Origin of the sequence: Flavobacterium granuli (assembly GCF_031456055.1) — a bacterium.
In the GTDB taxonomy this organism is placed as follows: Bacteria; Bacteroidota; Bacteroidia; order Flavobacteriales; family Flavobacteriaceae; genus Flavobacterium; species Flavobacterium granuli_A.
In genome coordinates this window covers 537,630-550,071 of record NZ_JAVDTX010000002.1, presented here as the reverse complement: position 1 = coordinate 550,071, position 12,442 = coordinate 537,630, and the positions used below count along the sequence as shown (strand labels likewise).

The following is a 12,442-nucleotide window of genomic DNA, read 5'->3' as shown; positions in this document are numbered from 1 at the left end:
CAACCGAAAAATAAAGCACCACAGTAACACAATTTTATGGATCGTGACCAATTTATTTTCTGCCTCGAAGCAGTTCCAGATGTAGAGACTAGTTTTAATACCGAAGTGCTCAAAAACTTAGAGCGACTAGCTTTTGATCAAGGAATAGCTAGCATTTACAAAACGTGTGATACTATTGAAGGTTTGGAAGACAGCTTGAATGCGTTGCTTTATGACGACCATAATTTTAAGGACTATGAAATCATCTACTTAGTGATGCCAGGTGAAGAAAATAACATTTGCCTTAACAACTATTACTACAGTTTGGAAGAAATAGCCGAAATCTTTGAAGGAAAGATGAAAGGGAAAATTTTGCATTTCTCTAATGCCAAAGTTTTGGATCTAAGCGAGGAAGAAGCACAATACTTTTTGGACATAACAGGTGCTCGAGCTGTTTCGGGTTATGGACTAAAATCCAATAACTTAAAAAGTGTATCTATTGATAAAGCTTTTTTTAGCCTATGCCAAGAATATGACGATATCATAGAAATTGTAGAAGAATTGCATCAAAAGCACTATTCACTTTGTAAGTTGCTGGATTTTAGATTGTATTATTAATGGATGTAATTTTAAACTTTCTAAAAAGACATGTTTTAGATTTAATAAAAGCTGCATTTTTACAAAAACCAATCGATTAAATTCCTAATTTAAGGGCAGAATTAATTGTCTCTAAAATTTAGGTATTCAATGATAAAAGCGCAATACACTAATTATTCAATCTCAAAAACAGATGTTTACGTAAATAGAGCGGTGACTTATGTAAAATCTACTCTTTTGTTGCAATCTTTTTGTATGGGATGTCTATTCATAAGCTATATCAATTTTGATGCCTTAGCTACTGCTAAAGATTTCGCGTTTAATTTTCATCTTGTTTTTGGCTCATATTTTTTCAGTTTGGTTTTAACAACTCAATTGGACGCTTACAGCCGATATCAGAATTATAAAATGGCCAAAGATTTAATGCATCAATACGGCTTTAAAAAATCTCTTATTAAAATATTTTCTAAATCCAGATGCCAAAGGGATGCTTTTGCAGAAGCAGCAAGAAGTCTTGGTTACAAAAAAGAAATCGATAATTATTTTTATAACATTGGATTTCGCTGGTATCATATTTTACCCGTAATTATATTAAAAAAGCCGACAATTCTTTTGACCAAAGAGTATTGGATTTCCACTTTATTTGTGGCAAATTATAAAAGTAAATATTTTTACTGGTGAGAAAATTAGATGTCCAAAAGATAGCGCTCAGTTATGATGCACAACCCATCGTAAAAGGTATCAGTTTTTCGATTACCGAAGGTAAAATAACAGCTCTTATTGGGCCAAATGGCGCTGGGAAAAGTTCTATTTTCAGAATCTTATCTGGATTGGTCAGTCCTGATAGCGGATTTGTTTTCTTGGACGGAATCCAAATGAAAAGCTTTAATGATTTACGCAGTCATTGTGGTTATTTACTCGAAACCGCAGATTTTTATGCTTATCTAAGTGGTAAAAAGAACCTAGAACTTTTAATAGCCCTCACCAGATCTTCTGCAAATGCAACTGAACTTCTGGAAATGGTTGGACTGGCAAAAGATGCGGACAAAAAAGTACAGCATTATTCCAAAGGGATGAAACAAAGACTTGGATTGGCACAGGTTTTAATAGATAATCCTTCTTTTTTAATTTTGGATGAACCCTTCAATGGTTTGGATCCAGAAGTGAAGGAACTAATTCTGAAACTACTGACTGACTTAAAGAACAAAGGAAAAGGCATTTTGGTTTCAACCCATTTATTGGAAGATATTGAAACTATTGCAGACGATTTTATACTGTTAAACGAAGGCGAAATTTACCTCTCTGGTTCAATGGAAACTTTTGGAAATGATAGACAAAATGTAAAAATGCACTTTGATGTACTACTTCCGCAAAATTTAAATCTAGGATTTGAAAACTGTATGAACGCAAATGTTCTTACGCTTAAAGCAAATGAAAAAGAAACCCAAACCATTTTGAAAGAATTATATGAATTGGATCTAATTCCTTATAAAATAGACAGATCGAGTCTATTATATGACAAATACATGGAAATTATTAAATGATAGAACTATTACGATTTGAGTGTATAAAGCTAATTCACAGACGCAGAACTTTTTTAAGTATTGGGTTGATGATGGTCTTGGTTTGCCTCATTTTTTGGGGATTAAAATCTGAAGGCACGAATGCTTTAGCTTTTATATTTCAATCTTTGGATAGAAACTTTGAAGTTCAGGGAAATGTTTTGAATGGCTATTTGGCATGTTTTTTAATATTAAATACACTTTGGATTCACGTACCTGTTTTAATTTCCATCGTAACTGGTGATCTATTCAGTTCCGAATTGGAAAATGGCACCATTCGTATTTTGATGACAAGGCCAATAAGCAGAAACCGTGTTGCCTTGTCCAAGCATTTTACAGCCGTTGTGTTTGTGTTTTTCTTTATCATTTGTTATGCCATTATTTCAATAATTCCGGCTTTGATTTTGTTTGGCAAAGGAGATTTAATAGTAGCTTTTAATGGATTACAAATCATCGAAGAATCCCAATTGCCATTGCGTTTTTTGGGAGCATTTGGCTTTGCTTTTTTGGCTATGACAACCCTTGCAATTCTTTCTGTTACCGTTAGTTTTTTTGTTAGAAAATCATTGGTTTCCATTTTAATCACATTGGGGTTTATTATCATTAGCACATTGTTACAAACCTTATCGGGGTCCTTGTTTACAGGCTGGGAATTCTTTTTGATAACCTATCATTTTTCACAATGGCAATTATTTTTTTATTCGCATATTGATTATGGGGCCATTGCTAATTCAACGATTTGGTTGCTTTTATTTTCTATTGTTTGTATCGTTATTTCAATCATTCGATTTAAATTTTTAAAAATAACAGAATGAGGTATATTCTTTTCATAGTTATTGTTTTCTGTAATAGCTTTTTTGCAAAAGCGCAAACAGAATTAATGGAGAAACTCAAAGCTCGTTACGACATTAAAAATGGATACGAAACTATGGTAAACATTAGCATTGATGTTCCTGGATTAACAGTTTCTCCAAAAGATTTAAGCATTAAATATGAAAAAGGGAAAAAAGTACAGATAAAAGGAAAAGGAATATTGTTGATTCCAAAAAAAGGCTTGACCAATCAGTTTTCGGAATTGCTTTCTAGCCAAGCACATTGGATTTTTCTTTCGGATAATGGAGGTTTTGTTAATTATAAATTGGTTTCTATGGATTCCAAAAGCGATTGGGTTACAGCCGATTTAAAAATACTGAAAGAGCAAAGCAGAATTGACGAGATTGACTTGATTACCAAAGATTCAGGGGAATATCTAATCAAGCATTCCTATTCTTCAGGTAATTTTCCGAGTACGACAGAAATTAGTTTTTGGACTAGCAAACTCAATATTCCCTTGAAGTTTCTGGGAAAAACAAGTTTAAATAAAGCAAAAGACAAAGATGGAAAAATAAAGGGAAAAATCTTCCTGAAGTTCAGCGGTTTTCATTTTTTATAGGGTAGTAATCGTGTTGGTCGATTTCTATTGTCGATAATAATTAATGGCAATTTTATTCTGAGGTTGTCAATTAAAATTATTGTTCTTGTCATGCGAGAGAGATAAAAGCTAGCTACCGAAGTAGCGCGGATAGCCCGACAACATTGGGGTAAGGGGCGAATCGATGGAAAGTAGGGTAACCCCTTTTCCTAATGGTGGCTCGCCCACACTAGCTTTTGCGAACTGATGGATTAAATACATGTTTTTAAACCATAAAAAAAACGCAGCCCATTATGGAATGCGTTTATCTATACTTAAGAAACGATTTTATTTATCGATTGATCCGAGAACTCTTTTCATGAAAGTATTTAGAGCTTCTTTTTTGTCTGTGCCTTGTTGTACCATTTTGTGGACTTCAATTGCGCCGTACATGTTTGAAATCAATTCTCCGATAACGTCCAATTCTTCATCTTTCAATGATGGGATTTCGGTCATGGCTTCCAGTACTTCGATGGTTTCGATAATGTAATCCTGATCGTTTTCCTCGATGAATTGGGTCAAATGTTTTATTACGGGTAACTTCATTTTAGTGTTTATTTGTTTAATCGGTATTTGTTTAATCGTTATTTTTTGAAGTGTTTAACTGTTTATAATAGTTTAGCGTTTCAACAAATAAACGTTTGCCAATTAAAGAATTTCGTTTACCAATTCAATTAAAACTTCTTGTTTGTTGGTTTGCGTTTCGTTTACCAATTTTCCATTTTTGAAAGTGGCAAAAGTAGGCAAGTTACTTACGTTGGCTAGTTTTCTGGATTCTGGAGAACTTTCGGCATCAACTAAAACAAATGAAATTCCGTCATTTTCTGTTGCCAATTTTTTGAATTTTGGTTTCATGATTCTGCAATTTCCACACCATGAGGCTGAATATTGAACCACCACTTTTTCGTTTTGTGCTATTAAAGCACCTAACGTATCTTCGTTTAATTCGATTAACATAGATTTTTATTTTAAGTTGCTAAGATTCTAAGTCTCTAAGTTACTAAGTTTAAAAACTTAACATCTTAGCGACTTAGTAGCTTAGAGTCTTTTTTGTATTAGTTTAAGCTTAGGTATTCAGCAGTACTTTTTCTGTCAGCACTCATTGCTTCTTTACCAGCTTCCCAGTTTGCAGGGCAAACTTCACCTTTTACTTGAATGTGAGTATAAGCATCAACCATACGTAAATATTCGTTTACGTTACGTCCTAATGGCATATCGTTAACACTTTCGTGGAAGATTTTTCCAGTCTCGTCAATTAAATATGTAGCTCTGTAAGTTACGTTTGAACCTTCGATGATTACTGAATCTGTATCTTCGCTGTAACTAGTAGATTCGATATCAAGAATTCCTAAAATGTTAGCTAAATTTCTGTTTGTATCTGCAAGAATTGGGTAAGTTACACCTTCAATTCCACCATTATTTTTTGGAGTGTTTAACCAAGCAAAGTGTACTTCGTTAGTATCACAAGATGCACCAATTACGATTGTGTTTCTTTTTTCAAATTCTGGTAAAGCAGCTTGGAAAGCGTGTAATTCAGTTGGACAAACAAAAGTGAAATCTTTTGGGTACCAAAACAAAAGTACTTTTTTGTTGTTTTTTGTAGCTTCTTCGAAAATGTTGATTTTTAAATTATCACCCATTTCTGAAATAGCGTCTACTGCAATACTTGGGAATTTTTTACCTACTAATGACATATTAATTAATTTTATTGTTTGATATTTTTAATGGTGCAAATATACGGCATCTAAAAAGAGTCGAACAATAAAATTTTATTATAAATATTTATATAGTGATAGTTTTTGATTATTGAAATTCGTTAAATCCCTGTAATTGAAACTGGTAAGCTGCCTTTTCCTTTTTTGTCTTCCAATAATTGTTCGGCTGCACTTTCTTGAAACTCCACAAAATCCTGATACATCACAACAATTCCTATGGTTTTATCTAGATTTGGAATCACTTGTAAGGCATAAGGGTTTCCAAAAACATAGAGAATGCATTTTTTGGTTTGAAACAATTGACCTAAAAACTCCAAAACAGAATCTTCCAAATCAAATTTATTCAAAGGTTTTGCTTTAGGTATAAATAAAGAAATGAGTACGGTATCAAATGGTTCAAGGTCTTCAATTAGTGTTGTTTCAACTAAATCGTTGGCATTTTCAATAGCATATTCTGGAGATGGTAAGATTGGACCTAATGTTTTAAAAAACTGATTGTCAATTGTTTTGTAAATACTCAATTTAGCCAGGCGCTCCCTGTTTTTAGCGTCAAAAAGAAGGATTGAGCTATTTTTATCCTTAATTTCGGTAATGCAATAATCGGCTATTTTTCGATTTAATTCTGAAGTGATTTTGAAATCGAAATTAGCAGCAGGTTCTTTGTTTTCGTTAAAAAGGCCTGCTTTTTCCTTGCATTTCATAATGCGATTTAAACTAGCTTCGATTCGTTCTGGACTTGCATTTTTTAGGATTTCTTGAATTCCTTCAGCTACGTTTTCGGCAAAACATAGGACATCATTCCCAGCGTTGAAAGCTTCCCATTCCAATTGGCCTTTAACATCATATAATTTGGAAACGCTGTGCATGTTCAAAGCATCCGAAATAATTAAGCCGTCATAGTCTAATCGCTCACGCAAAAGAGTCTCAATAATGTTCTTTGATAGAGTAGCGGAAGTTTCTTTTCCGTCGTTCAGAGCGGGAACAGCCAAATGACCTATCATGATAGAATCTATCTGATTTTCGATTCCTTTTATAAATGGCACCAATTCGTTTTCGAGTAATTGTTCTAAGTTTTCCTGTAGAACAGGTAATCCCAAATGCGAATCCACATTGGTATTCCCGTGTCCCGGGAAGTGTTTCAAACAACCTAGAATTCCAACATCGGACATTCCGCGAAGGTATTCTAAAGCGTATTGAGCGACTTTTTCTTTATTGGAACCAAAAGAACGATACCCAATAACCGGATTATTAGGATTATTATTGATATCGGCCAATGGAGCTAAATTATAATGGATCCCAGCCTCTTTTAAGTCCAATGCAATTTGTTTTCCCACTTCGTACACTAAATTTATTTTTGATTCGGGCAAAGCACCAAGGGTAATAGCATAAGGATATTGCGGTGTTTTTTCGACACGCATCGCTAAGCCCCATTCGGCATCAATACTCATCAATAGGGGAGTGGTAGCACATTTTTGATAACGCAAAATCAGGTCTTTCAAACGCTGATAGCTGTCATCGTTGAATTCCACTTTTTTCTTGCTCTCATAGTTGGTTGCCGCACTGGCCCTGCTATGAAAAAACGTTAATCCACCGATGTTATGTTCTTTGATTAATCGTTCTGTTTCCAGAATATTCTCTTCCGTATCGTTGATAAAAACGGCAGGAAAAAAGAATTGCCCTATTTTTTGTTCTAGTGTCATTTTGAAATGAATATGATATTTAGTTTAAATATGACATATAAGTTAAAAACTGTTAGTTATTAAGCTTAAGTGTTCAATAATTACTATTATAAATATACGTTTATGACTTATATGTTTAAAAAAAGATGTTTTTATTTCTCTTCTACTTTCTTACCATACTCATCTGGATAATCAAGATATTGGGATAAAATTAATCCTGGAATTGTGGCCAAAAACACCCAAATAAAGAAATTTCCGTATCCTAAATATTCTTGTATAAAACCGCTGGCCATACCAGGAAGCATCATTCCCAATGCCATAAAGCCAGTGGCAATAGCATAGTGCGAAGTTTTGGACTCACCTTCGGCTATGTAAATCAGGTACATCATAAAGGCAGCAAAACCTAAACCATATCCAAATTGCTCAGCAATAACTGCGGCATAAATATAATAAACAGATGTTGGATGAAAATATGCCAAGAGTATAAAGCCAATTATAGGTAAGTGCATAGCAAGGAACATACGTAGCATCCATTTGCGCAGTCCACCTTTGGAGATTATGATACCCCCTAGAATTCCTCCAATGACAAGTGCTATTACTCCAAAAGTTCCATAAATGATTCCCACATCTTCAGTGGCCAATCCCATGCCTCCCTTAGTTTTGTTATCAATTAAGAAAGGTGTAAGCATTTTTAACAATTGGGATTCACCTAATCTGAAAAGTAAAATAAAAGCAACTGCAATTCCAATTTGTTTCTTTTGAAAGAAAGAGGTAAAGACTTCACTGAAACTTGTTTTTTGACTGGTTTCGACCTCGGTGGTTTCTTCTACTTTGGGAGTCGAGAAAAAGTTGTAAATGGTGAGAGAAATAGCAATTAGGGCAACAAAAATCATAGTATAAGACCAGGCTTTGGTATTATCTCCAAATTTATTCTCCAAAAAACCTGCTAGAATTACAATCAACCCATTACCGGTAAGCATTGAAAGTCGGTAAAATGTACTGCGAATCCCTAAGAAAAAAGCTTGTTGTTCTTTGGCCAATGCCAACATATAATAGCCATCACTTGCCACATCATTGGATGCAGAAGCAAATGCCCCAACCCAAAAAAGTGCCAAACTCAATATGAAAAAATGATTAAAAGAAATTGTCATACCCACAATCAAAAAGGTAATTGCAATCAGCAATTGCATCGCCAAAAACCATTTTCTTTTGGTGGCATACAAATCAATAAACGGACTCCAGATTGGTTTAATAACCCAAGGTAAGTACAGTAAACTGGTGTAAAATCCAATGTCTTGATTATCAACCCCTAAATCTTTATACATTATCACCGATACCGAGATGATAATAGCATACGGAAAACCCGATGAAAAATTCAAAAACGGAATCCAATACCAAGGCTTATTTTCTTTCATTATTTTTATATTGTTTAACTGTTTATTTGTTTAAAAGTCTAATGGTTAAGAACGTTTAGTTGTGTCTAGCTTTTTGGGTTCGCTTTAAAGCAATCTTTATTTTGTTAGTGTTTCAACTTCAACTTGTAAATCGATTATGGTTTCTGGGCTTTCATTGGCATAATAATCTACGAAAGTAAAGGCAAAGGCTTTTTTGCCTATCATTTTATAATCTGGTACTTCAATGCTGAATCCTTCATTTTCTTCTACGACAGCAATTTTGTCCAGAATTTGTGAAGCATCATTTATATTTATTTTAGAAGCATCTTTTGCGCCGTAAACCACTATATACCTAACTTTTGATAACAGTTTTGGCTTCTGAAAAGAAATATAATAATTGGCCGTATCTTTAGTGATGGTATTGATAGCCAATGTTTCGGTAATTGTCTTTTTAAAATTAGGTACAGGCAATGGCAATGCTGGATATTTGTATTCATATTCTTGGAGTACTTTGACTACGTCCATATTTTTATTCATAAACCACTTGGCACTAAAAAAACCATTTCCCTGCACATTTGGATACGAACGTGTAAGGTCAATTTGATTTGGAATTTCAAATTTATTATTCCAGTGTCTGTCAGAATCGGATTTGATTTTGTAGGTACTGTTTCCCACATACAATGCAGTGTTGCTTGGTACATTTTCTGACCACCATTTTATCAATTTGGCATACGAAGCTGTTTTGTGGTCAATGCTCCAGTATAGTTGTGGTACAATATAATCAATCCAGTTGTTACTCATCCAGTCAACAGGATCAGCATATAAATCATCATAATTAGTTTGTCCAGAAACGGTATCTGATCCTTTCGGGTCAACTGATTTATTACGCCAAACCCCAAATGGACTAATACCAAATTGTACCCAAGGCTTTAGTTTTTTTATACTAGAGGAAATATTTTTGACAAAAGTGGTCACGTTGGAACGCCTCCAATCCGCCAAGGAAAGTCCGTTCCCAAACTTTTGAAAGGAAGCAGTATCATTAAATTCGATTCCTTTTATTTTGTAAGGGTAAAAATAATCATCAAAGTGTATGGCGTCAATGTCGTATTTTATCACCACTTCTTCTACAATTGTTGTCAAGTGTTGCTGTACTTCGGGTAGAGCAGGGTTGTAATAGTATTTTCCTCCATACTCAATCATCCATTCTGGATGTTTGTAATAATCATGGTTAGGACTTAAGGTTTCGGTTTTCAAATCGAAAGTGGCTCGATAGGGATTTAGCCAAGCGTGAAATTCAAAACCACGGTTATGGGCTTCGGTAATCATCCATTCGAGGGCATCAAAATTTGGGTTTGATGGTTTTCCTTCTCTTCCAGTCAGGTAACGAGACCAAGGCGCTAATGTCGTTGGATAAAGCGCATCCCCTACAGAACGTATTTGTACAATTACGGCATTGTAATTGAGTTTTTGGTAAGTATCCAAAATATCGATATAGTCTGCTTTTTGTTTTTCTACGGAATCCGCACTGCTTTTTGGCCAGTCGATATTGACAACGGTGGCAATCCAAACGGCTCTAAATTCGTTTTTTGGATGCATCTCTCTTTTTTGGGCATGCCCAATGATAGCAAAAAACAGGAGATATATAGTTGGGAATAGCAGGGACTTCTTTAGGATCATTTTTACTCTTTTTATAAAGAAATCAAAAGTAGTTTTTTTAGCTAAGTATATTAAATTAATTGGGAATAAAAAATCAAGACAATTGATTTTTGTTGAAGAATTTGATATTCTAAGCAGAGGAATTGTCTGTTTTTATTAATTCTGGAATGGTTTTTGGTGTTAGGGAAACTTTAATTGCAAATTGTGTGATTTTAAACTTTTTAAATAAAAATTGAATTATATTTTGTTTAAATGTATTTTTTGAGTGTATATTTGACTTTTTTTAAGGTTTAAAAGAGAAATGTTGTTTTAAAATCCCAATATTATAAAAAATCAAAATCTTGACTTTAAAGAATGAATATGTTTTTTATATTTGGGCTTTACTATTTTTTTCTTTTTACTAAAAATACTATAGCAAAAAATACTAAATATTAATTTTTAACGGTAAAATATATAACATGGCACTAAAAGGGCTTTTTAGAAAAAAAACGGTTCAAGATATCTTAGCACAGGTTGAAAAAAATAATTTGGAAGGGCATGAAGCGCTTGGAAAACATTTGACAGCCAAAGATTTAACCGCTTTTGGGATTGCAGCCATTGTTGGAGCAGGAATTTTTAGCACTATCGGGAAGGCCAGTTTTGACGGTGGTCCAGCTGTAATATTTTTGTTTTTGTTTACAGCTGTTGCTTGTAGTTTTGCCGCATTTGCTTATGCTGAATTTGCTTCGATGGTTCCTGTTTCGGGAAGTGCTTATACCTATTCTTATGTAGCTTTTGGAGAATTGATTGCTTGGATTATCGGTTGGGCATTGATTATGGAGTATTCTGTTGGGAATATAACGGTGGCCATATCGTGGAGTGATTATTTTACGGGACTACTCTCTAGTGGCGGAATCGATTTACCTCAATGGGTACAAATGGATTACTTAACGGCTTCTACTGGTTTCAAAGATGCTACTGCTTTGATGGAAGGAGGGAAGACTTTTGAAAATTTGAGTTCTGGGATGCAAAATGCTTATACTGCTTGGACAACATCTCCTGTAATTGGTTCTTTTCATTTTGTTGCCGATTTGCCTGCACTGTTGATTATTGTTTTGATTACTGCCTTGATTTATCGAGGTATGAAAGAATCTCGTAATGCTAGTAACATTATGGTAGTGGTTAAATTATGTATCGTTCTTTTGGTAATTGCTGTTGGAATATTTTATGTGGATACTACAAATTGGAGCCCTTTTGCGCCAAATGGTGTTTCGGGAGTTTTAAAAGGAGTGTCAGCGGTGTTCTTCGCTTATATAGGATTTGATGCTATTTCGACAACTGCGGAAGAATGTAAAGATCCACAACGTGATCTGCCAAGAGGAATGATGTGGGCAATTATTATTTGTACGATTCTATATATTGGTATTGCTTTGGTTTTAACAGGTATGGTGAGTTATAATACTTTGAATGTTGGTGATCCATTGGCTTTTGTGTTTGATCAATTGCATTTAAAATGGATGTCCGGGATTATTGCGGTAAGTGCCGTGGTTGCTATGGCAAGTGTATTATTGGTTTTTCAAATGGGACAACCGCGTATCTGGATGAGTATGAGTCGTGACGGTTTGTTGCCTAAAAAATTCTCTAATGTGCATCCAAAGTTCAAAACGCCTTCTTTTGCAACAATTGTAGTTGGTTTTGTTGTGGCGGTTCCTGCTTTGTTTATGAATTTAACTATGGTTACCGATTTATGTAGTATCGGAACATTGTTTGCTTTTGTTTTAGTTTGTGCTGGAGTTTTGGCTTTGCAAAATAGAACCGACATTCCAAGAGGAAAATTTAAAACTCCTTATATTAATTCAAAATATATTTTTCCTTTATTAATTGTTGTCGCTTTGATTTTCTCTTTTGGGTATAACAAAAAAGCGACTATGGATTTCATTACTAATGAAACAAAAACAAATGATTCGGAATTTATCATAACTTCATTGAATAAAGAAGAAACTCAAAAAGTGTATGATTATTTGGTAAGTATTGAAGGGAAAACTAATGCTACTGAAAAACTTGATGTGGAGCATTTGTTGAGTCAATATCAGCAAGATGAGGCAAAGTATGAAACAGTTGTTGCAGGATTGCCAATTTCGGATTCTATAAAATATGAAAGCGGATTTGATTTATTCAAACACAAAATACCAATGTGGATTTTCTTAATTGTTATCGTTGGATTGGTTTTTTGGTCTTACAAAGAAAACTTGTCTTTGATTCCACTTTTGGGTTTAATATGTTGTTTGTATATGATGGCGGAGTTAAGTGTTTGGAATTGGATTTACTTTACTATTTGGTTGCTGATAGGTTTGGTGATTTACTTTGGTTTCAGCCGAAAAAACAGTAAGCTAAATACTGAAACTGAATAAATTTTTAGAGAAAGAATAGT

At 34.1% G+C, this 12,442-nt stretch carries 12 protein-coding genes; 6 read left to right on the top strand and 6 right to left on the bottom strand.

What is annotated here, in order from left to right; genetic code table 11:
* The first annotated feature begins 36 nt into the window (after positions 1-36).
* The 5 genes from J2W95_RS06620 (at position 37) to J2W95_RS06600 (ending at position 3,570) form a co-directional block, all read left to right on the top strand.
* The gene (locus J2W95_RS06620; RefSeq protein ID WP_310005209.1) at positions 37-597 is read left to right on the top strand and encodes a DUF6642 family protein; all 561 of its coding nucleotides are present in this window, start codon (positions 37-39) and stop codon (positions 595-597) included.
* Positions 598-726: 129 nt separating this feature from the next.
* Complete coding sequence (locus J2W95_RS06615) at positions 727-1,257, top strand: hypothetical protein (RefSeq protein ID WP_310005207.1); 531 nt, start codon at positions 727-729, stop codon at positions 1,255-1,257.
* On the top strand, positions 1,254-2,120 hold the full coding sequence (locus tag J2W95_RS06610) for an ABC transporter ATP-binding protein (RefSeq protein WP_310005205.1): 867 nt from the start codon (positions 1,254-1,256) through the stop codon (positions 2,118-2,120). The genes J2W95_RS06615 and J2W95_RS06610 overlap by 4 nt, the downstream gene beginning before the upstream one ends.
* Positions 2,117-2,953 carry an ABC transporter permease gene (locus J2W95_RS06605; RefSeq protein ID WP_310005203.1) on the top strand — a complete coding sequence of 279 codons (837 nt, stop codon included), beginning with the start codon at positions 2,117-2,119 and terminating at the stop codon, positions 2,951-2,953. Before J2W95_RS06610 ends, J2W95_RS06605 begins: the two co-directional genes overlap by 4 nt.
* Complete coding sequence (locus J2W95_RS06600; RefSeq protein ID WP_310005201.1) at positions 2,950-3,570, top strand: hypothetical protein; 621 nt, start codon at positions 2,950-2,952, stop codon at positions 3,568-3,570. Before J2W95_RS06605 ends, J2W95_RS06600 begins: the two co-directional genes overlap by 4 nt.
* 306 nt (positions 3,571-3,876) lie before the next feature.
* On the opposite strand, the gene J2W95_RS06595 is transcribed toward J2W95_RS06600, so the two are convergent.
* The 6 genes from J2W95_RS06595 to J2W95_RS06570 all read right to left on the bottom strand — a co-directional run bounded on the left by J2W95_RS06595 (position 3,877) and on the right by J2W95_RS06570 (position 10,053).
* On the bottom strand, positions 3,877-4,134 hold the full coding sequence (locus J2W95_RS06595) for a DUF6952 family protein (protein WP_077378508.1): 258 nt from the start codon (positions 4,132-4,134) through the stop codon (positions 3,877-3,879).
* 102 nt (positions 4,135-4,236) lie between these two features.
* Complete coding sequence (locus tag J2W95_RS06590; RefSeq protein ID WP_310005198.1) at positions 4,237-4,545, bottom strand: thioredoxin family protein; 309 nt, start codon at positions 4,543-4,545, stop codon at positions 4,237-4,239.
* Positions 4,546-4,643: 98 nt separating this feature from the next.
* Entirely contained in the window at positions 4,644-5,282 is a 639-nt protein-coding gene (locus J2W95_RS06585; protein WP_310005197.1) for a peroxiredoxin, read from the bottom strand.
* A 122-nt stretch (positions 5,283-5,404) separates the two neighbouring features.
* On the bottom strand, positions 5,405-7,003 hold the full coding sequence (locus J2W95_RS06580; protein WP_310005195.1) for a glycoside hydrolase family 3 protein: 1,599 nt from the start codon (positions 7,001-7,003) through the stop codon (positions 5,405-5,407).
* A 131-nt stretch (positions 7,004-7,134) separates the two neighbouring features.
* Positions 7,135-8,397 carry an MFS transporter gene (locus J2W95_RS06575; RefSeq protein ID WP_310005193.1) on the bottom strand — a complete coding sequence of 421 codons (1,263 nt, stop codon included), beginning with the start codon at positions 8,395-8,397 and terminating at the stop codon, positions 7,135-7,137.
* Positions 8,398-8,493: 96 nt separating this feature from the next.
* Positions 8,494-10,053 (bottom strand): glycoside hydrolase family 10-like protein, encoded by a 1,560-nt coding sequence (locus tag J2W95_RS06570; RefSeq protein WP_310005191.1) that lies wholly within the window; start codon positions 10,051-10,053, stop codon positions 8,494-8,496.
* Between the two features lie 437 nt (positions 10,054-10,490).
* On the opposite strand from J2W95_RS06570, the gene J2W95_RS06565 reads away from it, so the two are divergent.
* Positions 10,491-12,422 carry an amino acid permease gene (locus J2W95_RS06565; protein WP_310005190.1) on the top strand — a complete coding sequence of 644 codons (1,932 nt, stop codon included), beginning with the start codon at positions 10,491-10,493 and terminating at the stop codon, positions 12,420-12,422.
* Positions 12,423-12,442: the final 20 nt, after the last annotated feature.

Coding starts and splice junctions, on each gene's coding strand:
- J2W95_RS06620 (WP_310005209.1), top strand. CDS start 37: ATGGATCGTGACCAATTTATTTTCTGCCTCGAAGCAGTTCCAGATGTA.
- J2W95_RS06615 (WP_310005207.1), top strand. CDS start 727: ATGATAAAAGCGCAATACACTAATTATTCAATCTCAAAAACAGATGTT.
- J2W95_RS06605 (WP_310005203.1), top strand. CDS start 2,117: ATGATAGAACTATTACGATTTGAGTGTATAAAGCTAATTCACAGACGC.
- J2W95_RS06600 (WP_310005201.1), top strand. CDS start 2,950: ATGAGGTATATTCTTTTCATAGTTATTGTTTTCTGTAATAGCTTTTTT.
- J2W95_RS06595 (WP_077378508.1), bottom strand. CDS start 4,134: ATGAAGTTACCCGTAATAAAACATTTGACCCAATTCATCGAGGAAAAC.
- J2W95_RS06590 (WP_310005198.1), bottom strand. CDS start 4,545: ATGTTAATCGAATTAAACGAAGATACGTTAGGTGCTTTAATAGCACAA.
- J2W95_RS06585 (WP_310005197.1), bottom strand. CDS start 5,282: ATGTCATTAGTAGGTAAAAAATTCCCAAGTATTGCAGTAGACGCTATT.
- J2W95_RS06580 (WP_310005195.1), bottom strand. CDS start 7,003: ATGACACTAGAACAAAAAATAGGGCAATTCTTTTTTCCTGCCGTTTTT.
- J2W95_RS06575 (WP_310005193.1), bottom strand. CDS start 8,397: ATGAAAGAAAATAAGCCTTGGTATTGGATTCCGTTTTTGAATTTTTCA.
- J2W95_RS06570 (WP_310005191.1), bottom strand. CDS start 10,053: ATGATCCTAAAGAAGTCCCTGCTATTCCCAACTATATATCTCCTGTTT.
- J2W95_RS06565 (WP_310005190.1), top strand. CDS start 10,491: ATGGCACTAAAAGGGCTTTTTAGAAAAAAAACGGTTCAAGATATCTTA.